The sequence below is a fragment of the Variovorax sp. MHTC-1 genome, from assembly GCF_003984645.1.
GTDB lineage: Bacteria > Pseudomonadota > Gammaproteobacteria > Burkholderiales > Burkholderiaceae_C > Variovorax.
On record NZ_RWKI01000014.1, the window covers coordinates 1 to 26370 of the forward strand.

25 protein-coding genes are annotated in these 26370 nt (G+C 68.4%); 16 read left to right on the forward strand and 9 right to left on the reverse strand.

The annotated features are described in order from the left end of the window. Positions 1-96 precede the first annotated feature (96 nt). The gene (locus tag EJI01_RS20380) at positions 97-1038 is read right to left on the reverse strand and encodes a YcjF family protein (protein ID WP_126838951.1); all 942 of its coding nucleotides are present in this window, start codon (positions 1036-1038) and stop codon (positions 97-99) included. Positions 1039-1114: 76 nt separating this feature from the next. Between EJI01_RS20380 and creB the strand changes: the two genes are divergently transcribed. Continuing rightward, positions 1115-1861 (forward strand): two-component system response regulator CreB, encoded by a 747-nt coding sequence (gene creB, locus EJI01_RS20385; RefSeq protein WP_126838952.1) that lies wholly within the window; start codon positions 1115-1117, stop codon positions 1859-1861. Positions 1862-1887: 26 nt separating this feature from the next. Further along, positions 1888-3324: a two-component system sensor histidine kinase CreC gene (creC, locus tag EJI01_RS20390; RefSeq protein ID WP_126839048.1), complete on the forward strand. Its 1437-nt coding sequence runs from the start codon at positions 1888-1890 to the stop codon at positions 3322-3324. A 4-nt stretch (positions 3325-3328) separates the two neighbouring features. Here creC and EJI01_RS20395 read toward each other — a convergent pair whose 3' ends face one another. Together EJI01_RS20395 and creD are read right to left on the reverse strand one after the other, a co-directional pair. Next, entirely contained in the window at positions 3329-5671 is a 2343-nt protein-coding gene (locus EJI01_RS20395; RefSeq protein ID WP_126838953.1) for a penicillin-binding protein 1A, read from the reverse strand. After that, positions 5668-7074, reverse strand: a complete 1407-nt coding sequence (gene creD, locus EJI01_RS20400) for a cell envelope integrity protein CreD (RefSeq protein WP_126838954.1) — start codon at positions 7072-7074, stop codon at positions 5668-5670. Before creD ends, EJI01_RS20395 begins: the two co-directional genes overlap by 4 nt. 194 nt (positions 7075-7268) lie before the next feature. Here creD and EJI01_RS20405 point away from each other — a divergent pair, with 194 nt between their 5' ends. The 7 genes from EJI01_RS20405 to EJI01_RS20435 all read left to right on the forward strand — a co-directional run bounded on the left by EJI01_RS20405 (position 7269) and on the right by EJI01_RS20435 (position 15081). Then, positions 7269-9341, forward strand: a complete 2073-nt coding sequence (locus tag EJI01_RS20405) for a VIT and vWA domain-containing protein (RefSeq protein WP_126838955.1) — start codon at positions 7269-7271, stop codon at positions 9339-9341. 10 nt (positions 9342-9351) lie between these two features. After that, positions 9352-10287, forward strand: a complete 936-nt coding sequence (gene xrtQ / locus EJI01_RS20410) for an exosortase Q (protein ID WP_126838956.1) — start codon at positions 9352-9354, stop codon at positions 10285-10287. Next, complete coding sequence (locus EJI01_RS20415; protein ID WP_126838957.1) at positions 10265-10840, forward strand: hypothetical protein; 576 nt, start codon at positions 10265-10267, stop codon at positions 10838-10840. Before xrtQ ends, EJI01_RS20415 begins: the two co-directional genes overlap by 23 nt. Next, positions 10837-12123, forward strand: a complete 1287-nt coding sequence (locus EJI01_RS20420) for a biosynthetic peptidoglycan transglycosylase (protein ID WP_260602545.1) — start codon at positions 10837-10839, stop codon at positions 12121-12123. The genes EJI01_RS20415 and EJI01_RS20420 overlap by 4 nt, the downstream gene beginning before the upstream one ends. 71 nt (positions 12124-12194) lie before the next feature. Next, positions 12195-13097 (forward strand): pirin family protein, encoded by a 903-nt coding sequence (locus EJI01_RS20425; RefSeq protein WP_126838958.1) that lies wholly within the window; start codon positions 12195-12197, stop codon positions 13095-13097. A 218-nt stretch (positions 13098-13315) separates the two neighbouring features. Next, on the forward strand, positions 13316-14386 hold the full coding sequence (locus EJI01_RS20430) for a flavodoxin family protein (protein ID WP_126838959.1): 1071 nt from the start codon (positions 13316-13318) through the stop codon (positions 14384-14386). Between the two features lie 140 nt (positions 14387-14526). Beyond that, positions 14527-15081 (forward strand): Spy/CpxP family protein refolding chaperone, encoded by a 555-nt coding sequence (locus tag EJI01_RS20435; RefSeq protein WP_126838960.1) that lies wholly within the window; start codon positions 14527-14529, stop codon positions 15079-15081. A 61-nt stretch (positions 15082-15142) separates the two neighbouring features. Here the strand turns inward: EJI01_RS20435 and EJI01_RS20440 are convergent, their stop codons facing one another. Continuing rightward, the gene (locus EJI01_RS20440; protein ID WP_126838961.1) at positions 15143-15571 is read right to left on the reverse strand and encodes a serine/threonine protein kinase; all 429 of its coding nucleotides are present in this window, start codon (positions 15569-15571) and stop codon (positions 15143-15145) included. Positions 15572-15832: 261 nt separating this feature from the next. On the opposite strand from EJI01_RS20440, the gene EJI01_RS20445 reads away from it, so the two are divergent. The 7 genes from EJI01_RS20445 (at position 15833) to EJI01_RS20475 (ending at position 20883) form a co-directional block, all read left to right on the forward strand. After that, complete coding sequence (locus EJI01_RS20445) at positions 15833-16561, forward strand: endonuclease/exonuclease/phosphatase family protein (protein ID WP_126839050.1); 729 nt, start codon at positions 15833-15835, stop codon at positions 16559-16561. Positions 16562-16563: 2 nt separating this feature from the next. Then, positions 16564-17793, forward strand: coding sequence for a cardiolipin synthase ClsB (gene clsB, locus EJI01_RS20450; protein ID WP_126838962.1), 1230 nt, complete (start codon positions 16564-16566; stop codon positions 17791-17793). Beyond that, positions 17790-18752, forward strand: coding sequence for a lysylphosphatidylglycerol synthase domain-containing protein (locus EJI01_RS20455; protein ID WP_126838963.1), 963 nt, complete (start codon positions 17790-17792; stop codon positions 18750-18752). The genes clsB and EJI01_RS20455 overlap by 4 nt, the downstream gene beginning before the upstream one ends. Before the next feature lie 14 nt (positions 18753-18766). Further along, positions 18767-19372, forward strand: coding sequence for a UdgX family uracil-DNA binding protein (locus EJI01_RS20460; protein ID WP_260602546.1), 606 nt, complete (start codon positions 18767-18769; stop codon positions 19370-19372). Positions 19373-19481: 109 nt separating this feature from the next. Beyond that, positions 19482-19970 (forward strand): polyhydroxyalkanoate granule-associated phasin, encoded by a 489-nt coding sequence (locus EJI01_RS20465; protein WP_126838965.1) that lies wholly within the window; start codon positions 19482-19484, stop codon positions 19968-19970. A gap of 56 nt (positions 19971-20026) precedes the next feature. After that, positions 20027-20440, forward strand: a complete 414-nt coding sequence (locus tag EJI01_RS20470) for a MerR family transcriptional regulator (protein WP_126838966.1) — start codon at positions 20027-20029, stop codon at positions 20438-20440. Then, positions 20437-20883, forward strand: coding sequence for a PaaI family thioesterase (locus EJI01_RS20475; RefSeq protein ID WP_126838967.1), 447 nt, complete (start codon positions 20437-20439; stop codon positions 20881-20883). The genes EJI01_RS20470 and EJI01_RS20475 overlap by 4 nt, the downstream gene beginning before the upstream one ends. On the opposite strand, the gene EJI01_RS20480 is transcribed toward EJI01_RS20475, so the two are convergent. From EJI01_RS20480 to gyrB, 5 genes are all read right to left on the reverse strand, one after another. Next, entirely contained in the window at positions 20852-22036 is a 1185-nt protein-coding gene (locus tag EJI01_RS20480; RefSeq protein ID WP_126838968.1) for a metallophosphoesterase, read from the reverse strand. The genes EJI01_RS20475 and EJI01_RS20480 overlap by 32 nt on opposite strands. A gap of 93 nt (positions 22037-22129) precedes the next feature. Next, positions 22130-22441 (reverse strand): hypothetical protein, encoded by a 312-nt coding sequence (locus EJI01_RS20485; protein ID WP_260602548.1) that lies wholly within the window; start codon positions 22439-22441, stop codon positions 22130-22132. Further along, positions 22438-22902 (reverse strand): carboxypeptidase regulatory-like domain-containing protein, encoded by a 465-nt coding sequence (locus tag EJI01_RS20490; protein WP_126838969.1) that lies wholly within the window; start codon positions 22900-22902, stop codon positions 22438-22440. Before EJI01_RS20490 ends, EJI01_RS20485 begins: the two co-directional genes overlap by 4 nt. A gap of 108 nt (positions 22903-23010) precedes the next feature. After that, positions 23011-23478 (reverse strand): hypothetical protein, encoded by a 468-nt coding sequence (locus EJI01_RS20495; RefSeq protein WP_260602549.1) that lies wholly within the window; start codon positions 23476-23478, stop codon positions 23011-23013. 193 nt (positions 23479-23671) lie between these two features. After that, a complete protein-coding gene (gyrB, locus tag EJI01_RS20500; protein ID WP_126838971.1) occupies positions 23672-26290 on the reverse strand; it encodes a DNA topoisomerase (ATP-hydrolyzing) subunit B in 2619 nt (872 codons plus the stop codon). Positions 26291-26370: the final 80 nt, after the last annotated feature.

Here is a 26370-nt window from a genome sequence, read left to right on the forward strand (position 1 = left end):
ACGCGACGCCTGGCGCAACGAGGGCAAGCCGATCGAGGTGCCTTTCGTCGACGGCGGCGACAAGCCCTACTACGCGGGTTGCTGCTTCGACCTGCACTAGGCCCCGCGCACCATCGACAGTATTTTTCCGGCATCGAGCGTGCGCGCCTTCTCCTGCATCGCCGGCAGGTAGCGCGTCTGCAGGCCCTGGGCTTCCTGCGTCACGCTGGCATAGGCCTCCTTCAGCATCTGCGTCGACAGCGTGCGGCCGCCTGCGTAGTAGCGCTTGGCGACATGGCCGAGCGCATAGGTGGCGGCGAAGCTCATGCCCGAGCTCACCGCTTGCTTGCCGATGCCGCGCAGCATTCCGCCGCCGACCTTGCCGAGCAGGCCGCCGAGCAGCTTGCGCCCGGCCTGCTCGAGGTACTGCGAAGTCAGGCCGACACCGACCGTGGCGAGGAAGTCCTTCACATGGCCGCTGTCGAGCTCGTAGCCGTGTGCGCGGCCGATGCGGTAGACCAGCTTCATCTGCAGCGGGATGATGGCCATGGTCGAGAGCGTCTCGGGCAGCAGCTCGAGCGCGCCGTTCAGGATCGCGGCGTTGAGGATGGCCTTGTCGAGCTCGGCGTTGTCGACCGTCGCGGCGGGCGCTGCGGACACCGTAGCCGCACCCGTTGCGAGCGGCACCGCGGCGATCTCCTCGGCCTCCTTGGCGAACTGCTGCGCCGCCGGCGCATCGAGTCCTAGCGAGGTGCGCACGTCGGCGAGGAACATGCGCTCGGCCTCCGACTGCGTGCCGTCGGCATCGCAGACGCAGACCGCCATCTCGTAGGCGAGCTGCCTCGATTCGGAACTCTTCAATTCGGCCGCCACGGCGGGGAGCGAAACGCGCTTCATCAGCACGTCTTGATAGAGCATCGGCAGCTGTACGCCATCGGCCTGCGAGAGCCCTTCGGCAATGCGCTTGATCTCGGCGCGTTCGCGCTCATGCTTGTCGCCGTCGACGAAAGCCGCCAACAGGCTGAGGGTGACGATGGCCCGGGTTTCGGATGGGGTCACGATGCGGTTCTCCAGAATGCAAGGCCCTGTTCGTTCGAGCTCGCGCGCAAAGGTTCCGGCCCGCTACCATCCGGCCATGCCCTTCAACCCCCGGATCCTGATCGCCGAAGACGAGTCGGGCATCGCCGACACCTTGCAGTACGTGCTCAAGACCGACGGCTTCGTGCCCGTCTGGTGCGCCACGGCCGAGGAGGCGATCGCGCAGTTCGCCGCCGAGCCGCCGGCGCTCGCGATCCTGGACGTCGGCCTGCCCGACATGAACGGCTTCGAGCTCTTCAAGCGCCTGCAGGCCCTGAGCCGCGAAGCCGGCGGCCCCGAGGTGCCGATGCTCTTTCTTACCGCGCGCAGCGATGAGATCGACCGGGTGGTCGGCCTCGAGCTCGGCGCCGACGACTACATCGCCAAGCCTTTTTCCCCGCGCGAGCTGGTGGCGCGCGTGCGCACGATCCTGCGGCGCAGCGGGCGCGGCAACGGCGGCTCGGCGCCACCCGCGCCTGCAGCGCCGGCAACGAGCGCGCCCGCCACGCCCTTCATGCTCGACGCGGAGCGCATGCAGATCCGCTACTACGGCCGCCTGCTCGAACTCTCGCGCTACGAGTACGGGCTGCTGCGCCTCATGATCCAGCGCCCCGGCCGCGTGTTCACGCGCGACGAGCTGCTGCAGCTGGTCTGGGACGATGCCAGCGACAGCTTCGACCGCACGGTCGACGCGCACATCAAGACCCTGCGCGCCAAGCTGCGCGCCATCGCGCCCGAGGTCGAGGCCATCCGCACCCTGCGCGGCACGGGCTACGCGCTCAACGACGAGCTGCCGCCGCGATGAAGCGTGCCAGGCCGGCACCGGGCCGCATCAGCACCAGAACCCGCATTTTTATCGGCATCCTGCTGATCTACACGGCGGGCATCGCCTTCCTGCTCTACCGCGTGGTGTCCGACATCGACCCGCGCTACCGCGAGTCGGCCGAAGAATCGCTGGTCGAGATCTCGCAGCTGATGGCCAGCCTGATCGAGCAGGACGTAATCGCCGGCGCCATCAACACCGCGCGGCTGGAGCCGCTGTTCCGTTCGGCCTATGCGCGCCAGTTCTCGGCCCAGATCTACAACCTGCACAAGAGCCGCGTCGAGCTGCGCATCTACGTCACCGACCGCAGCGGCCGCGTGCTCTTCGACTCGCTGGGCCGCAGCGTCGGCGCCGACTTCTCGAAATGGAGCGACGTGAGCCGCACGCTGGCCGGCGTCTACGGCGCACGCACCTCGCGCGACATCGAAGGCGACCCGATGACCTCGGTGATGTATGCGGCCGCGCCGATCCGCTGGAACAACGAGATCGTCGGCGTGGTCAGCGTCGGCAAGCCGGTGCAGAGCTTCGGCCAGTTCGTCGAAGACGCACGCGCGCGCACGCTGGCGGTCGGCGTCGGCTCGGCCTTCGCGCTGCTGTTGCTGGCGCTCATCATGTCGGTCTGGCTGGTGCGGCCCTTCGGGCTGATCTCCGACTACCTGCGCTGGCTGCGCAGCCAGCGCAGCTGGAGCCTCGGGCGCATGGTTCGCCGCGCGGTCGACACGCTGCGCAGCGGCGCCGGAGAGATCCGCGACGCGCTGACCGGCCGCAACTACGTGGCCGACTACGTGCAGACCTTCACGCACGAGATCAAGAGCCCGCTGTCGGCGATCCGCGGCGCGGCCGAGCTCCTGCAGGAGCCCTCCATGCGCGAGGCCGAGCGCGAACGCTTCCTCGCCAACATCGCGAGCGAAACCGAGCGCATCCAGGAGATCGTCGACCGCATGATGGAACTCACGGCGCTCGAAACCCAGCGCGCGCTGGAGCGCAGCGAGCTGGTCGCCCTGGCGCCGCTCTTGCGCGAAGTGGCCGCAAGCGCACAGGGCGCGGCGGCCGCGCGCGAGATCCGGCTGCACATCGCGATCGACACCGAAGCCCGCGTAGAGGGTGACCCCTTCCTGCTGCGCCGCGCGGTCAGCAACCTGCTCGACAACGCGATCGACTTCTCGCCGCCGGGCGCCGAGGTGGCGCTGGCGCTGCATGCCGGCGCGCGCGAGGCCCGCGTCACGGTGCGCGACCACGGCCGCGGCATTCCCGACTACGCGAAAGACAAGGTGTTCGAAAAGTTCTATTCGCTTGCGCGTCCGCACAGCCAGAAGAAGAGCACCGGCTTGGGCCTGGCCTTCGTGAAGGAGATCGCGGCGCTGCACCGCGGCCGCATCGAGCTCGCGAACGCTCCGCGCGGCGGCGCGCTTGCGACGCTCACGCTGCCGCTGGCGTCGCACTGAGGCGCTATCTGAAAAAGTCGAGGATGCGGTTGCGCTCCTCCGGCGCCGGCATCGCGCTGACCGGCATCGCGGCGAGCGCTTCGGCCGGCGGCGTCGGGCCCGTGTCGATACCCAGGCTGGTGATGCCGCGGCCCGGCGCATAGTCGTCGTAGTACCACTCGCCGTCAAGCTTCACCAGGCCCTCGGGCACCGGCAGCTCGGCCACCGGCACGCCCTGCAGCGCCGCCTGCATGTAGCCGGTCCAGATCGGCAGGCTCAGGCTGCCGCCGGTCTCGCCGCGAACGCCGAGCTGGCGCGGCGTGTCGTAGCCGATCCAGGCGATGCCGACGCGGCTCGGCTGGAAGCCGGCGAACCAGGTGTCGATCGAATCGTTGGTGGTGCCGGTCTTGCCGTACAGGTCGCCGCGCTTGAGCGCCTGGTGGGCCTTGAAGCCGGTGCCGTTCGTGACCACGCTTTGCAGCAGCGAAGCCATGACGAAGGCATTGCGCTCCGGGATGGCGCGTACGCTCTCGTCGCGTACAGGCGGCTCGGCCTCGAACAGCAGCTGGCCCCTGGGGTCGGTGATGCGCGTCACAAGCCAGGGGCTGACGCGATAGCCGCCATTGGCGAACACCCCGTAGGCAGCCGCCAACTGCATCGGCGTGACCGAGCCCGCGCCAAGTGCCATCGGCAGGTAGGCCGGATGCTTCGCACGCTCGAAGCCGAAGTTGCCGATCCAGTCCTGTGCGTAGCGCGGACCGATCGACTCCAGCACACGGATCGTGACCATGTTCTTCGATTGCTCGAGCGCATGGCGCAGCGACATCGGCCCACCGAAACTGCCGTCGTAGTTCTTCGGCTCCCAGGGCTGGCTTCCGGTCGCTGCGCGGTCGAAGAACAGCGGCGCATCGTTGACGATGGTGCCCGGCGTGAAGCCCTTCTCGAGCGCGGCCGAATAGATGAAAGGCTTGAAGCTCGACCCCGGCTGGCGCCAGGCCTGCGTCACATGGTTGAACTTGTTCCTGCCGAAGTCGAAGCCGCCCACCAGGGCCTTGACGGCGCCGTCGCGCGGGTCGAGGGCCACGAAGGCGCCTTCGACTTGCGGCATCTGGACGATCTCCCACGCGCCCCTGGGCGTCTTCGCGACGCGAATCACCGCACCGCGCCGAACGCGCACGTTCGGGGCAGCGCGCTGCGACAGGCCGGCCTGCACGAGGCGCAGGCCCTCGCCCGCGATCCGCAGTTCGTCGCCGTTGGCGCGCACCGCCGTGACCTCCTTCGCGCCAGCCTGCAGCACCACAGCGGAGAGAACATCGTCGTTGTCGGGATGCTCGGCCAGGGCCTCATCGACGGCATCGTCGAGCTCGGCCGGATCGGCAGGCAGATCGACGAAGCGCTCGGGCCCGCGATAGGGCTGGCGCCGTTCGTAGTCCATGATGCCGCGGCGCAATGCCTTGTACGCGGCCGCCTGGTCGGCCGCGACCAGCGAGGTATGGACCTCCAGGCCGCGCGTGTAGGTGCTGCTGCCGTACTGCGCATACATCAGCTGGCGCACCGTCTCGGCCACGTATTCCGCATGCAGGCGCTTCGGCTCGGAGGGGTCGCGCAGATGCAGCGCCTCCTTTTTCGCTTCCGCCGCCTGCGCGGCGGTGATGGCGCCGACCTGCTGCATGCGATCGAGCACGTACAACTGGCGGGCGCGCGCGCGGCGGGGATTCTTCACCGGATTGTTCGCATCGGGCGCCTTCGGCAGGCCCGCCAGCATGGCGGCTTCGGCGAGCGTGATGTCCGCGAGCGGTTTGCCGAAATAAACCTCCGCAGCCGCCGCGAAGCCGTACGCGCGATGGCCGAGGAAGATCTGGTTCAGGTAGATCTCGAGGATCTGGTCCTTGCTGAGCCGCTCTTCGAGCCGGAACGCGAGCAGCGCCTCGTAGGCCTTGCGCGTCAGCGTGCGCTCCGAACTCAGGTAGACGTTGCGCGCCACCTGCTGCGTGATGGTGGAGGCGCCCTGGCGCGTGCCGTGCAGCAGGTTCGCGAGCACCGCGCGCAGCAGGCCCTTGGCATCGACGCCGCCATGCTCGTAGAAGCGCGCATCCTCGACTGCGACCACCGCGTTCTTCAGCGCCTCCGGCATCTCGGCGATCGGAACAAGCTGGCGCCGTTCCTCGCCGAACTCCCCGATCAGCACGCCGTCGGAAGTGAAGACCCGCAGCGGCAGCTTGGGCCGGTAGTCGGAAAGTTCCGAGACATCCGGCAGATTCGGATAGATCACCGCCACGGCGATGCCGGCGGCGCACACCAGCGCGGCCGCGCCGCCTGCCGCTACCATGGCGCCCCAGAACAGGACGCGTCGCAAGCCGGCCTTCATGGCTGCGCTCCGGCAGCAGCGGCAGCGGGCTTGCCGCTTCCCGTCGACAAGGCATACCAGTCGACCTTGCGCGTCGCCAGCATCAGCACGGCAAGCATGCCGAAGATCAGCAAGGCCCCGAGCAGCAGCGCATTGCTTTCCGACGCGAGCAGCCCGTACAGCGCGCCGTACAGCAGCGCCACGAAGGCGCCGAAGGAGGCGCCGCGCTGCCAGCCGCCCAGCACCGCGCTGAAGTACACCGCAAGCAGCAGCACGCTGGCACCCGCCGCGCCGGCATAGGCGAGCCAGAACGCCACCTTCTCCGACAGCGCCAGGAGCAGCAGGAAGAACAGCGCGATCGAGAGACCGACCAGTCCGTACTGCACCGGATGCAGACGCAGCTTGCGGAACAGCTCGAACATGAAAGCCGCCATCAGCACCAGGCCGATGAACAGCAGGCCGTATTTGGTCGCTCGCGTCGACATCGAATAGACGTTGAGCGGCTGCGCGAGCGAGACATCGAAGCTCTGCAGCGCTGCAGGCGCATTGGCACCCTTCATGCCGCTGCGCACTTCCTCGCGCGCCGAAGTCACGAGCGCGGAGACGCGCCAGCGCGCATCGAAACCCCGATCCGTCACGGTGCGCTCCGAAGCCAGGAAGCGGCCGCCGAAGCTCGGATGCGCCCAGGGCGATGTCAGGTGCGCGGTGGTTTCCTCGCCGATCGGCACCATCGACAACTTCTCCTGCCCGACCAGCCCGAGTTCGAGCTGGAAGGGCAGCGGCTGCTTCGCCTGCCAGGCCGCAAGCGCGCTGCCCGCAAGCGGCGCATGAATGCCGCTCGCGAGCCAGGCCTCGTCGGCCAGGCCCGGCAGGCGCTGCTGGAAGCGCAGCGTCTCGGCGCCGACCTGCAGCGCCGGGGAACCGTCGAGCCCGCGCAGGTCGCTGACGCTGAAGGCGATGTAAGGCGGCTTGAGCTCGATCGTCGAGCCCTTCTCGCTCGAAGGCAGCGTGGCCGGATCGAAGGCCCCGAAGGCGCCGGCCAGTGACGCATTCAGCGTGTAGAACGGAATCCTGAAGATCCCGCGGTAGCGCTCCTGCGGCGCCAGGCTGCCCTCGATGTGCAGCTTGTCGGGGAACACCAGGTGCGCCATCTCCTTGCTGCGCGCTTCCTGGCCGACGATCCGGCCCTGCGCATCGCGCAGCGGCTCCATCCAGCGCTCCACGTAGGGCACGACCAGCAATGGGCCTATCACGGTCTGCGCACCGGCATAGGTGGCGGCGAGCTCCCGCGCCGCCTCCTGCTGGCTGCGTCCGCGCTCGCGGTTGAGCGACTCGATCTGGCCGAGCGGTATGCACAGCAGCACGGTCAGGGCCAGCAGGCCGAAGACCTTGAGCAGCACGGAATTTCTAAGTGTCTGAAGCATGGGAATCTCTCTTCGTCGATGACGATGCGGCGATGCTCGCGCCGCCATCCGAAGCGCATGTGAAGTGCGGCCTCCCGCGCACTTCACACGGACTTCACACAGCGCGATTCGCTTCAAACAGGCTTCCCACTGACTTCGAGTCCGCGCTCGACAGTGGCTGCCGTGCACCGTTGCACGACCACCGGATCACCACCATGGAAGCCACCACACCCCGCCCCGGCCGCTGGCTCTGGCTCGCGACGCTGGGTCTCGCAAGCAGCTGCTTCTTGCTGCTCGTCGCCCGGCCGCTGCACGCGCAGCAAGCGACCGGCCCGCGCCTCGCGACCGAGAGCCCCTACTTCTTCGTCAAGAGCGACGATCCTTCGGTCGACCGGCTGCCGCTCAAGAGCACCGAGGTCGACGTGAAGATTTCGGGCGTGATCGCCGACGTCCGGGTCACGCAGACCTACCGCAACGAGGGCTCGCGTGCGATCGAGGCGAAGTACGTGTTCCCGGGTTCGACCAGGGCCGCGGTCGGCGGCCTCAACGTGCGGCTCGCCGACCGCCTGATCACCGCGCAGATCCGCGAGAAGCAGCAGGCGCGCATCGACTACGACGCCGCGAAGAAGGAAGGCAAGACCGCCGCGCTGCTGGAGCAGCACCTGCCCAATGTGTTCCAGATGAACGTCGCGAACATCCTGCCGGGCGATGACGTCAAGGTCGAGCTGCGCTACACCGAGCTGCTGGTGCCGCAGGCAGGCAACTACCAGTTCGTGTTTCCGACGGTCGTCGGCCCGCGCTACAACAGCCCGCAGTCGGCGAACAAGGACGCGAAGTGGGTGGCGCAGCCGACGCTGCGCGACGGCGTGGCGCCGAACGCCGCCTTCAAGCTCAAGATGGCGCTCGACACGCCGCTCGGCATCAAGGAAATCCGCTCGGCGACGCATGCGATCGACATCCGGAAGACCAACGAGGATCAGCATGCCGACGTGGCGCTGACGCAGAGCGGCGAGCCCGCCAACAACCGCGACTTCGTGCTCGACTACCGTCTCGCCGGCGAGAAGATCGAATCCGGCCTGATGCTCTACAAGGGCCAGGGCGAGAACGCCGAGAACTTCTTCCTCGCGATGGTCGAGCCGCCCAAGTCGGTCGCGGCCAACACGATTCTCGGGCGCGACTACATCTTCGTGGTCGACATCTCGGGCTCGATGCACGGCTTTCCGCTCGACACGGCCAAGGCCGTCCTCGAAAGACTGATCGGCGGCCTGCGTCCGAGCGACACCTTCAACGTCCTGCTGTTCTCGGGCAGCAACAAGATGCTCTCGCCGCAATCGGTGCCGGCGACCCACGCCAACATCGAGCAGGCCTTGTCCACCATCAGGAAGTACAACGGCAGCGGCAGCACCGAGCTGATCCCGGCGCTGAAGCGCGTCTATGCCGAGCCCAAGGCCGAGAACGTGTCGCGCACCGTGGTGGTCGTGACCGACGGCTACGTGACGGTCGAGCGCGAAGCCTTCGAGCTGGTGCGCAAGAACCTCGGCCGCGCCAACGTCTTCGCCTTCGGCATCGGCAGCTCGGTCAACCGCCACCTGATGGAAGGCCTGGCCCGCGCCGGCATGGGCGAGCCCTTCATCATCACCGATCCGGTACAGGCGCCCGAGCAGGCGGCGCGCTTCAAGCGCATGGTCGAGTCGCCCGTGCTCACCAACGTGAAAGCCACCTTCGGCGGCCTCGACGTGTACGACGTGGAGCCGCAGGTGCTGCCCGATGTGCTCGGCGAACGTCCGGTGATCGTGTTCGGCAAGTGGCGCGGCGAAGCCAAGGGCCGCGTCATCATCGAAGGCCAGAGCGCCGAAGGCCCATACCGCCAGGAACTGCGCATCGACAATGCGACGCGGCAGGACGCGGCCGCGCTGCGCAGCCTCTGGGCCCGCCACCGCATCGCGAGCCTGAGCGATCAAGAAGCGCTGGAAGGCGGCGATGCCTTCAAGCAGCGCATCACCGAGCTCGGCCTGCGCTACGGCCTGCTCACGCAATACACCAGCTTCATTGCGGTCGACAAGGTGGTGCGCAACGTGGCGCCGCAGGCGAGCACGAGTGTCGACCAGCCGCAGCCGCTGCCCAAGGGCGTGGGCGAGCTCGCGCTGGGCGAAGGCCAGAGCCTGGGCGTCGCAGTGCCGAGCACGCCCGAGCCCGAAACCCTGGGCGCGATCGCGATCGTGCTGTCGATGCTGGCCATGCTGCGCCGCCGCGCCCGGCGCCATGACAGCCGGCGCCTCACGGCTTGAGGACCGCGAGATGACGCTGGCTCGACTCGCCCAAACCCATCCCCGCGTCTTCGACTGGGGCATCCGGCTCGACCGCGCACCGGCCACCGCCTGGCTGGCGCTGCAGGCCGCCGCGCTGATGCCGACCTGGCTCTGGATGGCCCGGCGCCTGCGCGACGGCTCCGACGATCCACTCGGCCTGCTCGCGCTCGCGGCGCTGGCCGTGTTGGCCTGGAAGCTGCGGCATTCGCTGCGCGCCGCGCCCCGGCTCGGCTGGCTCGCGCTGGCGAGCGCCGGCACGCTGGCCGCGACCTTGCTGCGCACCGGGTCCGGCGTGGTGCCCGCGCTGCCGCCGCTCGCCGCCGGCTTGATCGCGGTCCTGGCGCTGGCCGCCGGCCTGCTGGCCTTCTTGCCCAGGCGCGTGGCGGTGCTGCCGGTTGTCGGCCTGGCGGTGCTCGCGCTGCCGCTGCTCTCCTCGCTGCAGTTTTATGCCGGCTATCCGCTGCGCGTGATCACGGCCGAGGCCAGCCGCTGGCTGCTGGCGCCGGGCTTCAGCGTGGCGCGCGAAGGCACCAGCCTGCTGGTCGACGGCCGGCTGGTGATCGTCGACGCGCCCTGCTCCGGCGTGCAGATGGTCTGGCTCGGCTACTTCACGGCCTGTGCCGTCGCGCTCTGGGCACGGCGCGGCGACCGCAGCTTCCTGGCCCGGCTGCCCGCCGTGGGGCTGCTGGTACTGGGCGGCAATATCGCGCGCAACAGCGTGCTGGTCGGCTTCGAAGGCGCGGGCCTCGCGCTCGCGCCCTGGCTGCACGAGGCGCTCGGCCTGGCCGTGCTCGCGCTGGTGTGCGGCGGCATCGCTGGGGTGATGGCGCCGGCGCGCCGGCCGCAGGCGCGCTTCGTCTCCGCCGCCATCCCCGGCCTGATCACTTCCGCAGGAGCTCGCCGTGTCGACACCGCTCTTTCTTGAACGCTTCTTTGCCAACCGATTCGTCAACCGCATTGCGCACAAGGCGGTCTTCGCCTTGGTCATGGGGCTGTGCCTCGTCTGGTCGGCTGCCTTCGCGCTGCGCCCGCAAGCCGCGCCGGCCAGGACCGCGAGCTTTCACGAATGGCCCAGCCAATGGGACGGCGCCGCGCTGCGCCCGCTGGCCCTGAGCGAAGTCGAGCGGCGTTTCGCCGAGCGCTTTCCCGGCGCGATCGCGCGCCTGACCGACGGCCGGCAGACGCTGGTGCTGCGCGAGGTCAACGCGCCCACCCGCATGCTGCATCCGGCCGCCGACTGCTACCGCGCTCTCGGCTATCGCATCGAGCGCGAGCACCTTTCGCGCGATGCCCAGGGCCGACTGTGGCGTTGTTTCATCACCGAAGGCCCCGGTGCGCAAAAGTTGCGCGTTTGCGAGCGCATCGTCGACGCCGAAGGTGCGGCTTTCACCGACACTTCAGCTTGGTACTGGGCCGCAGCGAGCGGCCGATCCCGCGGCCCGTGGCAGGCTGTGACCCTGGCAAGACCGATCGAGTGAGAGACATTTTTTTGAAGAAGGCGCTGCTCTACCTGCTTTTTGCGGTTCTGGCCCTGGTTCTGACAACCGTGGTGGCCATCTACCTGGTCGTGAAACTGGCGCTCGCGCCCGGCCCCGACGAGTGGCCGACCCGCGTCAAGACCGGCCCCTTCAGCCTCGACGTCGGCGTTCCCACGGCGATCCGCCTCGCCACCTCCTCGTGGTTCGCGCCCTGGCTCGACGGCCACTCGCTGGCCACGCGCCATGGCGTCGTCCGCTTCGGCTGGAACGAGCCCGCCGCCACGCTCGAACTTCGCTGCGCGCCCTGCAGCGCCTCGGTGCCGGCGCTCGGCAGCGCGCCGATCCGGCTCGACAGCCTGCTGGTCACGGCGCGGCGCGACGCCGGCTCGCTCAACGGCACGATCGAAGTCGCACCGGCCGCGACCACGGTGTCCACGGTGGCGGGCGACAACGTGCTGCGCGCACGCTGGGACGGCCGGCTCACGCAGAAGACCCTGCAGCTGCACATCGATGCGCCCGAGGCCCCGATCGCGCGCTGGTACACAGTGCTGGCGCCCGAGCTGCCCGAGCTGCAGAAGGCACGCATCGGCGGCACGCTGAGCCTGCGCGCGCAGGTCGATCTGCCGGCCGGCAGCTTCTCGCTGCACCCCCGCATCGCGCAGTTCACGGTCGAGGGCCTGGGCACCGAGGCCATGCTCAACACCCGCAGCAGCTGCGGTGCGCCCGCCCGGCTGGCCAACGACAGCTGGCTCGCGCGCGCCGTGATCGCGGCCGAAGACCAGCGCTTCTTCAGCCACCCCGGCTACGACCTGGCCGAGCTCACCGCCTCGATCGACACCAACCAGAAGGCCGGCCAGGTGGAGCGCGGCGGCAGCACGCTCACGCAGCAGCTCGCGCGGCTGCTCGCGGCCGGCAGCGAACGCAGCGCCGATCGCAAGCTGCGCGAATTGCTCTATGCGGTCGAGATGGAGCAGACCCTGGGCAAGGCGCGCATCCTGCAGCTCTACCTCGACAACGCGCCCTGGGGCCGCGATCTCTGCGGCGCCGAGGCCGCGGCGCGCCGCTACTTCAAGCGCAGCGCGCGCAACCTCGAGCCGGCCCAGGCGGTCTGGCTGGCCGCGATGCTGACCAATCCGGGCCTGGCGGTCGAGAAGTGGCAGCGCGAGGGCAAGATCGACAGCGAGCGCGCCAGGTCGGTGGCCGAGGGCATGCGGGGCATCACGCGGTACCAGCGCGAGGCGCTGATCAAGAACGTGGCCAACGCGCGCTTCGCGCCACCCTGAAGCGAGCAGCCGGGCGCCGGCCGGCAGCCCCACCCCTGACGCGGTCTCCGCTCCGTGCCACCATGGGCTGCATGAGCACTTCGAATACCTCACGCACCCCTCACCATGTCGAGCCCGTGACGCTGGCCCAGCCGCGCGGCATCGACCAGATCGTCGCCGGTGTCTCCACCAGCGACGGCGACGGCGTCAAGCTCACGCGCGTGTTGCAGCAGACGCTGCAGCAGCGGCTCGACCCCTACCTGATGCTCGACGCCTTCGGCAGCGACAACCCGGGCGAGTACATCGGCGGCTTTCCGAGCCATCCGCACCGCGGCTTCGAAACAGTGACTTACATGATCGCGGGCCGCATGCGACACCGCGACAGCGAAGGCCACGAAGGCCTGCTGGAAAGCGGCGGCGTGCAGTGGATGACGGCCGGCCGCGGCCTCGTGCACAGCGAGGTGCCCGAACAGGAAGAGGGACTGATGGAAGGCTTCCAGCTCTGGCTCAATCTGCCCGCCAAGGACAAGATGCGCAAACCCTGGTATCGCGACGTCCAGAGCGACGAGATTCCCGAGTTCCGCACACCGGCCGGCGTGCACGTGCGCGTGATCGCGGGCGAAAGCCACGGCATCCAGGGCGCGGTACAGCGCGAGCACACCGAGCCGCTCTACCTCGATCTCACGCTGCCGCCCGGTGCCGAGTTCGCCCAGCCGCTGTCGCCCGACCGCAATGCGCTGCTCTACGTGTTTCGCGAATCGCTCTTCATCGGGAGCAGCGAGATCCCGACCAAGCGCATGGCGATCCTCGCCAACGATTCCGAAAGCGACGGCGTGCTGCTGCATGCGCCCGCTTCCAACCACAGTCCGGCGCGCGTGCTGCTGATCGCGGGCAAGCCCCTGCACGAGCCGATCGCGCAATACGGCCCTTTCGTCATGAACACGCGCGAGCAGCTGACGCAGGCCGTGCACGACTTCCAGAGCGGCAAGTTGTAGCTCTCCCCCCAGGCTCCCCCCACTTCGTGTGGTCCGCCAACCCCCTCGCCCGGGGGCACCACCAGCGGCCCGGCGAAGCCGGTTCCGCGGTGTTCCACGAACGGGCCGCGCTACGCGCGCCGCGGTTTGCCGCTGCACGGACTTGTAGTCGTGCGCCTACGGCAGCTCGCGTTCGGCACGGTGCTGCGCGGGGCAACCGCTCTGCTTAGATGGCATCAATGACCGAAGTCCGCAAGGGCCAGGCGCCGCCCACGCTCGAACGCGCCGAATTCCACGAGCGCTTCATGCAGTCCTACCGGGACCCCGCTTTCCAGGCCGAGGCCGAAGCGCTCGATCGCATCGAAGTCATCGCGTGGGAGGCCTACCAGGAAAGCCGCAAGGCGCCGGTGACGCGCAAGGCCGGCCCCGGCTATGCGGACCCCGACTACGAGCTCTCGGTCGACTGGCTCGAGGCCAAGGCGCGCATCGAGCGCGCACAGGCCGCATGGAGCAGGCCGGAGACAAGATCGCGCGTGCTGCTCGTCAACGGCTCGCCGCGCAACGACGGCACCTGCCCCGGCGAGATCTCGAAGACGCATCGCCTGCTGCAGCTCGCCAGGCCGGTGCTCGAAGACGAGCAGATCGATTGCGATGTGCTCGACCTGAGCCTGCTCACCTCCGAGTACGGACGCCAGATCCACCCCTGCAAAGGCTGCGTCTCGACCGCCATGCCGCTGTGCCACTGGCCCTGCAGCTGCTACCCCAATCATTCGCTGCGGCAGACCGGCGACTGGATGAACGAGATCTACGAACGCTGGGTGGCCGCGCACGGCGTGATCCTCTTCACCCCGACGCACTGGTACCAGGCAAGCAGCCCGCTCAAGCTCATGGCCGATCGACTGGTCTGCGCCGACGGCGGCAATCCAGACCCCACCTCGACCCATGGCAAGAAGCCGGACGAGGCCAAGGCGATCGAACTCAAGGGCTGGGACTATCCCAAGCACCTGGCGGGCCGCGCCTACGGCCTCGTGGTGCACGGCGACGTCGCCGGCGTCGAGAACCTGCGCCGCAATCTCAGCGACTGGCTCGACTGGATGGGCCTGGTCGATGCCGGCACCCAAGCGCGGCTGGACCGCTACATCGGCTACTACGCCCCTTACGCGACCAGCCACAACGCACTCGACGAGGACACTGGGGTGCAGGAAGAAGTGCGCAACGTCGCGCGTGCGGTTGCCCGCGCGGTGGGCCAGTTGCGCGCGGGCCGGCTCGAGGTGCCCGATGCCGGCCTGGCGCCGCCGCGGCCGAAGTAGCGCGCCCCGGGCTGCTACGCGCCGAAATCTTTCTTTACGCGGGCACAACGCAGAGCGTACGGCCGGGATACAGAGCGCTTCGACACTTCCTCTCACCTGCTGCCCATCGGCGGCGGGCTTCTTCGAAAGGAAGCACTCTCATGATTTCGTCTCGTCAAAGGCTTCTCCTGGCCGGCCTGCTCGCCTCTGCCACTTTCGCCTCGTCCGGTGCTTTCGCCCAGGCGCCCCTCACGGCGCCGGCGCCGCCGGCCGCCGAGGCACAGGTGGGCGCCTCCAAGGCCCCGGCGCAAGCCAAGCGCATGGACCGCGCCAAGCGCTTCGAGCGCATGCAAGCCCATCGCGCCGAGCGCCTGGCCGCGCTGAAGCAGAAGCTGCAGCTCACCCCGGCCCAGGAAGGCGCGTGGAGCAACTTCGCGACGGCGCAACAGCCGCCGGCCCGCGCCGCCGGCCAAGGCCGCCCGGACCGCGCCGAGCTGGCCAAGATGACGACGCCGCAGCGCCTGGATCTGATGCAGACGCGCCACGCGGAACGCAGCGCGAGGTTCGCCAAGCGCATCGATGCCACGCGCAGCTTCTATGCGGCGCTCACGCCCGAGCAGCAGAAGACCTTCGATGCGGAAGGCATGCGCTTCGGCCATCGCGGACACGGCCACCGCCACCATGGCCATGGCCATGGCGAGCCTGCCAAGAGCTAGGCGATCCACGCACACGAAAAAGCCCGCATCGCTGCGGGCTTTTTTTGTGCTCGGCTCGCACCTATTGCGGCGTTCCGGTCTTGTTCGTCGGGTTGGTTGGGACTTCCGGACGCTCGCCCTTTTCGCCGAAGCGGGGCTTGACCTTGCGCGCCTGCTGGCTCACGTCCGTGCGCGACTGTTCGCCGGTCGGCCTCGGCATTGCGTTGGGCTGGCTGTTCACCGTCGTGGTCGCCTCGCCTTTCGGCACCGGGTTGTTGGCGTTGTTGCGGTTGTGGGCGCGTGCCTCGGACTTCACGGCGTCACGCGATGCCGGATCGCTGCCGTCGGGCCGCTGGGTCGGATTGGCGACGCCTGCCGGCGTCTTGGTGCTGGCCTGGCCGCCCTTGGCCGGGTCGGGCTGGGCCGGTATCGAGGTAGTCTGTGCGATGGTGGCGCCCGCGAAGCCCATCAGGCCGGCGAGTGCCGTGGCGGCAATGAAACCATGCTTCATGGTGAGGTCCTTGTCTCGGTGAGTTCAACAAAAACATGAGCCCTTTCTCCGGACTCTGAATTCACCGTAGGAGCCCGGACATCCCGCCGATGTGGGGATGGGACAGGCCCGCCTGTAGGAACTCGCCGCCGCACTGCGCAGGCCGGCAAAGGAGGTGGCACGCTCCTACAGCCGGGTGGCACGCCTCGGCTTACAACCAGGTACGTGAAGCCCTCCTCTCCTTCGGCCGGCGTGACGGCCTTGCCCACCTCGCTCAAGGTCATGACCGTGAACACCCACAAGGGCTTCACTGCGCTCAACCGCAGGTTCATCCTGCCGGAGTTGCGTGAGGCGGTGCGCACGGTAGGCGCCGACGTCGTGTTCCTGCAAGAGGTGCTCGGGACTCATTCGCGCCATTCACGCAAGGTCGACAACTGGCCGGAGGCGCCGCACTACGAATTCCTGGCCGACACCATGTGGCCTCAGTTCGCCTATGGCCGCAACGCGGTCTATCCCAAGGGGCATCATGGCAATGCCGTGCTGTCGAAGTTTCCGATCGTCCACTTCAAGAACCACGACGTGTCGATCGCGGGCCCCGAGAAGCGCGGGCTCCTGCATTGCGTGCTGCGCCTGCCCGGCAGGCCGGTCGACGTGCACGTGATCTGCGCCCACCTGGGCTTGGCCGAGCCTCATCGGCTGCAGCAGCTCGAGCTGCTCTGCCACATCGTGCGCGACGAGGTGCCGGCCGATGCGCCGCTGATCGTGGCCGGCGACTTCAACGACTGGCGCGCCCGCGCGCACGAGATCCTCGAACAGGGCGCATCGCTGCGGGAGGTGTTCGTGCAGGCCAACGGCAGCGCGGCGAAGACCTTCCCGGCGCGCTTTCCGCTGCTTCAGCTGGACCGTATCTACGTGCGCAATGCCGGCGTGCACGCGCCGGTCGTGCTGCCGCGCAGGCCCTGGTCGCACCTGTCGGACCATGCGCCGCTGGTGGCAGAGATCGAGTTGTAGCCATGGCCAATCGCTGGATTGCGGGCAATCGCGTCGAGTTGCTCGAGAACGGCGAGCAGTTCTTCCCGCGCGTGGTCGACGCCATCCGCCACGCGCAGCGCGAGGTGATCGTCGAGACCTTCATCCTGTTCGAGGACAAGGTGGGCAAGGAGCTTCATGGCGCCATGCGCGCCGCGGCCCTGCGCGGAGTGAAGGTGGATCTGATGGTCGACGGCTTCGGCTCGCCGGACCTGTCGCCCGAATTCATCGAGGGGCTGACCTCGGCGGGCGTCAAGGTGCGCGTCTTCGATCCGGGCCAGCGCTTTCTCGGCCAGCGGCTCAACGTCTTCCGGCGCATGCACCGCAAGATCACGGTGGTCGACGGCACGCGCGCCTTCGTCGGCGGCATCAACTTCTCCGCCGACCACCTGATGGACTTCGGCCCCAAGGCCAAGCAGGACTACGCCGTCGAGCTCGCGGGCCCGATCGTCACCGAGATCCACCGCTTCGTGCTGCGCGCGATCGCGATCGGCGGCAAGGGGCGCGGCTGGTTCAGGCGCCGCCTGCGCGCGGCACCGCCGCAAGCCAACGCGCCGGCCGGCGATGCCGAGGTGCAGTTCGTCACGCGCGACAACCGCCGCCACACCAACGACATCGAGCGCCACTATCGCGCCGCCATCCGCAGCGCGCGGCAGCGCATCGTGATCGCCAATGCCTATTTCTTCCCCGGCTACCGGCTGATCAAGGAGATGCGGCGCGCGGCGCGCCGCGGGGTCGACGTGCGGCTGATTCTGCAAGGCGAGCCGGACATGCCGATCGTCAAGACGGCGGCCAGCATGCTCTACCACCACTTGCTGCACGCCGGCGTGCGCATCTACGAATACTGCGAGCGCCCGCTGCACGGCAAGGTCGCGCTGGCGGACGAACAGTGGAGCACAGTGGGCTCCAGCAATCTTGATCCATTGAGCCTGTCGCTGAACCTGGAAGCGAATGTGGTCGTGCGCGACCGCGCCTTCAACCAGGTGATGAGCGAGCGGCTCGATCGGCTGACGCGCGAGCACTGCCAGCAGATCCAGACCTCGGATCTCACCGAATGGAGCGGCTGGCGGCTGGTGCGCAGCTTCTTCCTCTTCCACCTGCTGCGCTGGTATCCATCGTGGATCGGCTGGCTGCCGCGCCACGCCCCGCGGCTGCACCCACTCGAAGCGCCCGCGCCGCGCGGCGGCGGCGCGACGCAGACGGACACGGCGTGAACCGCTCGCAACGCCACGCCTGGTGGATCTGGACGAAGCGGATCGGCACCTGGGTTTTTCTCGGCCTCGTCGCCTGGCTGCTGCTGCGGCAGGCGCGCTCCATCGACTGGGGCGAGGTCTTCGAATCGGTCGGCCAGATCCCGCTGCCGATGCTGCTCGCCGCGGCCGCCCTCGCCGCCTGCAGCTTCGCGCTGTACAGCAGCTACGACTTGCTGGGGCGCCACATGACGGGCCACACGCTGGGCACCGGCGCGGTAATGGGCGTGACCTTCATCAGCTATGCCTTCAACCTCAACCTCGGCGCGCTGATCGGCGGCGTGGCCTTCCGCTACCGCCTGTATTCGCGGCTGGGCCTGGGCGGCCTCACCATCACGCGGGTGCTCGGCTTCAGCATGCTGACCAACTGGCTCGGCTACCTGGTGGTCGCGGGCGCCGCGTTCTGCTTCTGGCCGATGACGCTGCCGCCCGACTGGAAGATCGGAGGCGGCGGCCTGCGCATCCTCGGCGCGAGCCTGCTGTTGCTGGCCGCGGCCTATCTGGCGCTGTGCGCGATCGCGCGCGAGCACGTCTGGAACATCCGCGGCCATGAGCTGGAGACGCCCGCGCTGGGCATGGCGTTGCTGCAGATGCTGGTGTCCTGCATCAACTGGTCGCTGATCGGCGGCGTGATCTGGTTCCTGCTGCAGCGGGAGCTGCCCTATTCGGATGTGCTCTCCGTGCTGCTGGTCGGCGCCGTGGCAGGCGTGATCACCCATGTGCCGGCCGGCCTGGGCGTGCTCGAAGCCGTGTTCGTCGCGCTGCTCGCGCACCAGTTGCCGCAGAGTCGGCTGCTCGCCGCGCTGCTGGCCTATCGCGCCATCTACTACCTGCTGCCGCTCGCCATCGCCACCGTGGCCTATGCGCTCACCGAGGTGCGCGCCAAGCGCCTGCGTACGCAACGGCGAAGAGGAGCGGCATGAACGGACCACGCCCAATGCAATTGCCGGCGGATCCGGCCAAGGCGCTCGCCGCGCTGCGCCAGGCCACCGACGTCTGCCGGGAATGTCCGATCGGCTGGAACGCGACGCAGTCGGTGTTCGGCGAAGGGCCCGTCGGCGCCATGCTGATGGTGGTCGGCGAGCAGCCCGGCGACCAGGAAGATCTTCAGGGCCGCCCCTTCGTCGGACCGGCGGGCCGCCTGTTCGACCGGGCGGCCGAACAGCTGGGCTGGGCGCGTGAACGGCTCTACGTCACCAACGCGGTCAAGCATTTCAAGTTCGAGCTGCGCGGCAAGCGCCGCATGCACAAGACGCCGGCGCAGCGCGAGGTGGCAGCTTGCCTGCAATGGCTCGAAAGCGAGATCGACCAAGTGCGGCCGCAGGCCTTCATCGCGCTCGGCGGCACCGCCGCGCGGGCGCTGCTCGGCCGCCCCGTGGCCGTCGTGAGCGAACGCGGCCGCTGGCACACCGGCCTGCGCGGGCTTCCGGTGCTGGTCTCGCTGCATCCGTCGGCGCTGCTGCGCGGCGATCCGGCCGAACGCGAATCGGCCTACGCGCAGTGGCTGGCCGATCTCGCGCTGGCCGGCAAGTATCTTGCGTAAGAAAGACGCCGCTCAGGCGGTAGAAATAATCGCGCAAGAATTGCTGCAGTGCAGCACAGGGGTGATCGGTAGGCCTATAGTCGATGAACCTTTTCCACGTAGAACGCCCATGGCCCCCAGCTTCTCTTCTTCCCGCTTCTTCAATCCGCTCGTGCTGTGGGTGGATGTCGCCTTCAAGACCCACGAGATGCTGCTGTCTTCAGGCTCGGTGATCCAGCTGCGCACCGAGCGCATTGCGCGGGCCGGCCTCTCGCCGAACGCCGAGGACCTGGCGGAGATGCAGCTGATGGGCCACGAGAAACTGGCGGCGGCGAGCGAATCGGGCGCGGCGATGGCGAACCAGCTGCACAGCACCCAGTTCGCGCTCGTCAACCGCGCGGTGAAGCACTGGCTGGGCGGCGCCATCGCGCTCTTTTCGCTCAGCACCAGCACCACGCCGACGGAGTTCGAGGCGCACGGCAGGGCGCTCGCCGGTGCCGCCACCCGATCGGTCGCCACGATGACCCAGCTGTCGAGCGCCGGCGCGCGCATCGCGCAGCGCGGGCTCAAGCCGATCCATGCCAAGGCCACCTCGAACGCGCGGCGGCTCGCCGGCTGAAGAAATTCGGCCCGCTTCAAGCTTCGCGCAACGCGAGGCTTGCTAGCCTTGGGCCGATGCGGATCTCGGAACTCGCCCAACGCGCCGGCGTCACGGTGCATGCGCTGCGCCACTACGAGCGGCTCGGCCTCCTGCTGCCGGCGCGCACCGCATCGGGCTACCGCGACTATCCCGAGTCGATGCGGCGCGAAGTGGTGTTCATCGCGATGGCGCGCCGCATCGGTTTCTCGCTGCCGGCGATCGGCGAGCTGCTGCCGGCCTACCGCGCGGGCCGTCTCAGCATCACGCGCATGACCGATGCCCTGGAAGAACGCGTGGCCGCGCTGGACGCGCAGATCGCCGAGCTGCAGGCCCTGCGCGCGCAGGTGATCGAACACGCGGCGTGGCTGCGCGCCCAGCGGCGCAAGCCGCCGAGGAAGACACGCTGGCCGAAGGCCCCCACCACACCCTCTTCGAAGGACAAGAGATGAACCGCACCCCTCAGCTTCAACGAATCGAACAGGCCGTGCTCGCGATGCCGATGGCGCGCACGCTGGGCCTGCGCTTCACGCAGCTCGCGCCGGGACAGGTCGAGATCGAACTGCCGATCGCCGAGCCGCTCACCTTCAGGCCGGGCCAGCTTCAGGCAACACCGATCTTCGCGGTCGCCGATTTCGCCGCGGTGTCCGCCGCCGGCTCCGTGTTGCCCGACGGCTGGAGCAACGCGACCGTCGACGCCACGCTGAAGCTCGTGGCACCTGCCGTGGGCCGCGCGGTGCGCGCACGCGGCCGCGTGGTGAGCGCCGGCCAGCTGCTCACCGTCTGCGCGGCGGAGGTCTACGCCATCGCCGAGAACGGGGAGGAACGCATCTGCGCCACGCTCCTGGGCACCGCGCGCAACGTCAAGCCGCCGGCACTAGCCGCAGCAGGGTAATTTCGGAAGGCGCGCCGAAGCGCTTGGGCGGCCCCCAGTAGCCGGTGCCGCGGCTCGTGTAGACCCACATCTCGTGCAGCTTGTGCAGCCCGGCCGTGAAGGGCTGCTGCAGCGGCACGAAGAGGTTCCACGGAAAGAACTGGCCGCCATGCGTGTGGCCCGAGAGCTGCAACTGGTAGCCGGCTTCGGCCGCCGCCGGCGCGCTGCGCGGCTGGTGCGCGAGCAAGAGGCGCGTGCGCACCAGCGGCGGCGCATCGTGCAGCGCGCGCTGGGGATCGCTGGCATGCGCGGCATCGAAATGCGCTGCCGTGTAGTCGGTCACGCCTGCGACCACCAACGCGCTGTCGAGCACCTCCTCGTCGGTCTGCGCTCCCCTCACGTTGCGCGTCTGCAGCACCACGTGCTCGTTGAGCAGCACCCGCAAGCCGAGCCGGCGCAGTTCGTCGATCCATGCGTGCGCACCGGCGTAGTACTCGTGGTTGCCGGTCACCACGAATGTGCCGTGCCGCGCGCGCAGCCCCGCGAGCGGCGCGACATGATCGCGCAGCTCGGCCACGGTGCCGTCGACCAGGTCGCCCGTGATCGCGATCATGTCGGCGCCCAGCGCGTTGACCGCGTCGACGATGCGCTGGATGTAGCCGCGCCGGATGGTAGGCCCGACATGGATGTCGCTGAGCTGCGCGATCGTGAAGCCGTCCAGCCCGGCGGGCAGGTCACGGATCGGCACATCGACTCGCACCACGCCGGCGGTGCGCCGCGCATTGAAGAAGCCGATCAGCGAGATCAGCGTCGCCAGCAGCGGCACCGCCGCCGCGCTCCAAGCCTGCCCGCGCGCCCAGTCGATCGTCCAGCCGCCGAGAAGGGTGGCGAGCCAGGTCAGCAGCAAGCCGGCGTCGCGCGCCAGCGTCAGCACGAACATCGACGAGAACCATCCCATGCTCAGGAGACCGAGCCATTTCCACCCATCGGCCAGTGGCGGCCGGCCTGCGGAGCGTGCACCGACAAAGGGCAGCGGCATGGTGGCGGCCGAGAGCACCAGCGCCGCCAGCAGCAGCGGCCAGGCGCCGGTGAGCGTCGCCAGCGCAGGCAGCAGCCGCAGGCCCATGTAGGCGTGCAGCAGCGTGGTGAGAAGAATCAGGGGCGGGAGCCGCATCGAGGCCTTGAAGAATGACGCACAGTGCAGACACCGCATGTGGGCGCCGCCGCCTTCACATTCAAGGCGCGTGCCAGCAAAGAAAATGGCGCCTCAGTCGATGGCGAAGGCGATCGCGACCGCACCCAGTGCCAGGATCGCGAGGCCGGCCAGAAACAACAGTTCCGCTCGGCGCTCATGGCGCGATCCTTCATGCCGGGAACGCATCGACACGAAGGACAGCACCGCGCTCGCCAGGAAGATCAGCGCGTCGAAAGCGAGCAGTTTGTCGATCAGCACGCGCGAGTGGCCGTCGGGACGCAGGTGGCCGATCGACAGCACCGTCATGCAGACGCCGATCATCGTGGCCGAGGTCGGCAGGATGTGGGCCGAAAGGCCGCGGCCGTCGAGGATCCGCGGAATCACGAATGCGCGCTCACGTCCGTGCCGGCTGGCCACAGGAAGAGCGTCCGGGTCGGACTGCCGGCGCGGACCTCGACCGCCTGCTTCAAGGTCTGGCCGGCCAGCGTGGCTTGCACCTCATAGCGGCCGGGCTCGAGGCGCGCCACCATGAACGGGCCTTCCGCCGTCACGTGCGCCAGCACGTCGCGGCCGGCGGCATCGCGCACGGTCACTGAGACGTCGGCGGCGAAATCCGCGCGCGTGCCGTCCTTGATCGCGAATTCGAAGGTCGCCGGCCATCGCGGAGCGACGCTCTGCATCAGTGCCGCTTCGTCGCTGCTGATGCCGCCGCTCATGTACTCGACGCCATTGGTCATGTGGATCGGCGGGTTGTAGGCCGCATGCGCCGCCAGCGCACCGAAAAGCGACGCGCCACCGATTGCCAGGGCGGCCACGGGCCGCCAGATCCGGGTTGTGTTCTTCATTGCCGTTTCCTTGCTCCGGTTGATGAGATCGGTGGAGGCCAGGCATGTGCACTCCACGCCCGGACTATGGGCGGCAAGACTTAGGCGAAGCTGAATCCGCGAGACCGCTCAGTCGCTGGTGCGCGCCGCGGCTTGTTGCTCCGGCATGAGCTGCCCGGTCGCGGCGGCAAAATCGACGTTGGATGGCCAGACGAAGGCAGCGCGAGACGCCATTCCGTTGAACACGACCAGCTGCTGCTGCAACGTGATCCCGGCCAGCGTGGCCTCGACCTCGTAGGCGCCGGGGTCGAGCCGCGCCAGCATGAAGGGAGCGCCCGAAACGGCCTCCATTACCGGCCGGCCCGAATAGCGTTCGCGCACCACCACCTTCACGTCGGCCGGTACCTCGCCCGGTTTGGCGCGGTTGACCGAGAACTCCAGCGTCGCCGCCCAGCGCGGCGAGACCATGCGCATGAACGCCGCCTCGGCGCTGCTCTTTCCGCCGCACATGTATTCGATGCCCTGCGCCATGCGGATGGGCGGGTTGGTCGTCAGTGCGTGCGCCGAAGTCCATGCGCCAAGGAAAGCCAGGGCCACAGGGGGCCACCAAAACCGGGTTGCTTTCATCGCTTGCTGTCCTCGCTCCAAAAACGGCGCCAATCCGCCGGAATTGTGCTTAGCAAGAGTCGCGCTAGGTATAGCGTTTACGAGGATTGGCGCCGTGAAGCGGCATCGGCGGGCGGCACGGCATGCGGTATTTCACGAACCAGGCCCTGGGCCGGGTTCGCAATCACACGTCGATGTTCGATGCCCGCAGCGCGTTCTGCTCGATGAACTCGCGGCGCGGCTCGACCTCGTCGCCCATCAGCATCGTGAACACGCGGTCGGCTTCGATCGCGTCGTCGATCTGCACGCGCAGCAGACGGCGCACGGCGGGGTCCATGGTGGTTTCCCACAACTGCGCGGGATTCATCTCGCCCAGGCCCTTGTAGCGCTGGCGGGCGGTGGCGTTCTCGGCCTGGCCGATCAGCCAGCGCATGGCCTCGCGGAAGTCGTTGACCTTTTCTTCCTTCGCCCGGTCGCCCTCGCCGCGCTTGACGACGGCGCCTTCGCTCAGTAGGCCACGGAAAGTCTGGGCGGCCGCGGCCAGCGCCGCATAGTCGGCGCCGTGCACGAAATCCTGCGTGATCACGCTGCTCTTGATGTTGCCGTGATGGCGGCGGCTGATGCGCAGCAGCGGCTTGTCGGTGCGCACGTCGAACTCGCTGGCCACTTCGGCGGGAACGCCTGCGGCGTCGAGCTCGCGCAGCTTATTCTGCAGCGCGACGGCCGAGGCTTCGGCGCTGGCCGTGGTGTCGAGGTCGAGCGACACGCCATCGGCGATCGCGCGCAGGGCGGCCGCATCGAGGAACACGCCCAGCCGTGCGATGACGGCCTCCGCCAGCTGGTGCTTGCGTGCCAGCTCGGCCAGGGTTTCGCCGCCGAGCGTGGTCGACTTGTCGCCGCCGGTTTCGACGCTGGCATCCTTGAGCGCGACCTTGAGCAGGAAGGCGTCGAGCGCCGGCCCGTCCTTCAGGTACTGCTCCTCCTTGCCGACCTTCACCTTGTAGAGCGGCGGCTGCGCGATGTAGATGTGGCCGCGCTCGACCAGCTCCGGCATCTGCCGATAGAAGAAGGTCAAGAGCAGCGTGCGGATGTGGGCGCCGTCGACGTCGGCGTCGGTCATGATGATGATGCGGTGGTAGCGCAGCTTCGCGACGTTGAAGTCGTCGGCGCCGCCGCCCGCCGTGGTCGCGCCCGCGCGGCCGATGCCGGTGCCGAGCGCGGTGATCATGGTCAGGATTTCGTTGCTGGTCAGCAACTTCTCGTAGCGAGCCTTCTCGACGTTCAGGATCTTGCCGCGCAGGGGCAGGATGGCCTGGAACTTCCGGTCGCGGCCCTGCTTGGCGGAGCCGCCGGCGGAGTCGCCCTCCACCAGGTACACCTCGCACAGCGCCGGGTCCTTTTCCTGGCAATCGGCCAGCTTGCCGGGCAGGCCCATGCCGTCTAGCACGCCCTTGCGGCGCGTCATCTCGCGCGCCTTGCGCGCGGCCTCGCGCGCGCGCGCAGCGTCGACGATCTTGCCGCAGATGATCTTGGCGTCGTTCGGGCGTTCCTGCAGGTAGTCGGTGAGGAGCCGCCCGACGATGTCTTCCACCGGCGCGCGCACCTCGCTCGACACCAGCTTGTCCTTGGTCTGGCTCGAGAACTTGGGCTCGGGCACCTTCACGCTGAGCACGCAGCACAGGCCTTCGCGCATGTCGTCGCCGGTGACCTCGACCTTGGCCTTCTTGGCGAACTCGTTTTCTTCGATGTACTTGTTGATGACACGCGTCATCGCGGCGCGCAGGCCGGTCAGGTGGGTGCCGCCGTCCCGCTGCGGGATGTTGTTGGTGAAGCACAGCACCTGCTCGTTGTAGCCGCTGTTCCACTGCATCGCGACCTCGACGCCGATGTGCGTGCCCGGAATGCCGCCGTAGGTGTCGGCCGGCTTCTCGCCCATCGCATAGAACACGTTCGGATGCAGGACCGTCTTGCCCTTGTTGATGAACTCGACAAAGCCCTTGACGCCGCCGGCACCGGAGAAATCGTCTTCCTTGCCGGTGCGCTCGTCGAGCAGGCGGATGCGCACGCCGTTGTTCAGGAAGCTCAGTTCGCGCAGGCGCTTGCTGAGGATCTCGTAGTGGAAATCGGCGTTTTCCTTGAAGATTTCGTCGTCGGGCAGGAAGTGCACTTCGGTGCCGCGCTTCTCCGTTTCGCCGGTGATCTTCATCGGCGACACCTCGACGCCGCCCACCACTTCGACGATGCGGTTCTGGACGAAGCCCTTGCTGAACTCCAGCGTGTGCACCTTGCCTTCGCGGCGCACCGTGAGGCGCAGCATCTTGCTGAGCGCGTTCACGCAGCTCACGCCCACGCCGTGCAGGCCGCCCGAGACCTTGTAGCTGTTCTGGTTGAACTTGCCCCCGGCATGCAGTTCGGTGAGCGCGATTTCCGCAGCCGAGCGCTTCGGCTCGTGCTTGTCGTCCATCTTGACGCCGGTTGGGATGCCGCGGCCGTTGTCGGTGACGGAGATCGAATTGTCGGTGTGGATGGTCACGACGATGTCGTCGCAATAGCCCGCCAGCGCCTCGTCGATCGAGTTGTCGACCACTTCGAACACGAGATGGTGCAGGCCGGTGCCGTCGGAGGTGTCGCCGATGTACATGCCGGGACGCTTGCGCACGGCCTCCAGGCCTTCGAGGATCGTGATGGAGCCTTCGCCGTAGGTGTCCGCGGCCGGTGTCACTTCGATCGGGATCGCGCTATCGATCTCGGGGGTGTAAACCGGCTCGGTGTGCGGCACTTCCGGCTTGTTTTCTTCGCTCATCAGGATCTTTCTCTCTCTCGGGAACCAGGTTTTCTACGTCTCTTGAAAGACCAAACCCGCGGAATGCCGCGGGCTGTCTG

Bases quoted from the DNA above. Each gene is read 5' to 3' on its own strand.
- creB (WP_126838952.1), top strand. From the start codon at position 1,115: ATGCCCTTCAACCCCCGGATCCTGATCGCCGAAGACGAGTCGGGCATC.
- EJI01_RS20395 (WP_126838953.1), bottom strand. From the start codon at position 5,671: ATGAAGGCCGGCTTGCGACGCGTCCTGTTCTGGGGCGCCATGGTAGCG.
- creD (WP_126838954.1), bottom strand. From the start codon at position 7,074: ATGCTTCAGACACTTAGAAATTCCGTGCTGCTCAAGGTCTTCGGCCTG.
- EJI01_RS20405 (WP_126838955.1), top strand. From the start codon at position 7,269: ATGGAAGCCACCACACCCCGCCCCGGCCGCTGGCTCTGGCTCGCGACG.
- xrtQ (WP_126838956.1), top strand. From the start codon at position 9,352: ATGACGCTGGCTCGACTCGCCCAAACCCATCCCCGCGTCTTCGACTGG.
- EJI01_RS20425 (WP_126838958.1), top strand. From the start codon at position 12,195: ATGAGCACTTCGAATACCTCACGCACCCCTCACCATGTCGAGCCCGTG.
- EJI01_RS20430 (WP_126838959.1), top strand. From the start codon at position 13,316: ATGACCGAAGTCCGCAAGGGCCAGGCGCCGCCCACGCTCGAACGCGCC.
- EJI01_RS20435 (WP_126838960.1), top strand. From the start codon at position 14,527: ATGATTTCGTCTCGTCAAAGGCTTCTCCTGGCCGGCCTGCTCGCCTCT.
- EJI01_RS20440 (WP_126838961.1), bottom strand. From the start codon at position 15,571: ATGAAGCATGGTTTCATTGCCGCCACGGCACTCGCCGGCCTGATGGGC.
- EJI01_RS20445 (WP_126839050.1), top strand. From the start codon at position 15,833: ATGACCGTGAACACCCACAAGGGCTTCACTGCGCTCAACCGCAGGTTC.
- clsB (WP_126838962.1), top strand. From the start codon at position 16,564: ATGGCCAATCGCTGGATTGCGGGCAATCGCGTCGAGTTGCTCGAGAAC.
- EJI01_RS20460 (WP_260602546.1), top strand. From the start codon at position 18,767: ATGCAATTGCCGGCGGATCCGGCCAAGGCGCTCGCCGCGCTGCGCCAG.
- EJI01_RS20465 (WP_126838965.1), top strand. From the start codon at position 19,482: ATGGCCCCCAGCTTCTCTTCTTCCCGCTTCTTCAATCCGCTCGTGCTG.
- EJI01_RS20470 (WP_126838966.1), top strand. From the start codon at position 20,027: ATGCGGATCTCGGAACTCGCCCAACGCGCCGGCGTCACGGTGCATGCG.
- EJI01_RS20475 (WP_126838967.1), top strand. From the start codon at position 20,437: ATGAACCGCACCCCTCAGCTTCAACGAATCGAACAGGCCGTGCTCGCG.
- EJI01_RS20480 (WP_126838968.1), bottom strand. From the start codon at position 22,036: ATGCGGCTCCCGCCCCTGATTCTTCTCACCACGCTGCTGCACGCCTAC.
- EJI01_RS20490 (WP_126838969.1), bottom strand. From the start codon at position 22,902: ATGAAGAACACAACCCGGATCTGGCGGCCCGTGGCCGCCCTGGCAATC.
- gyrB (WP_126838971.1), bottom strand. From the start codon at position 26,290: ATGAGCGAAGAAAACAAGCCGGAAGTGCCGCACACCGAGCCGGTTTAC.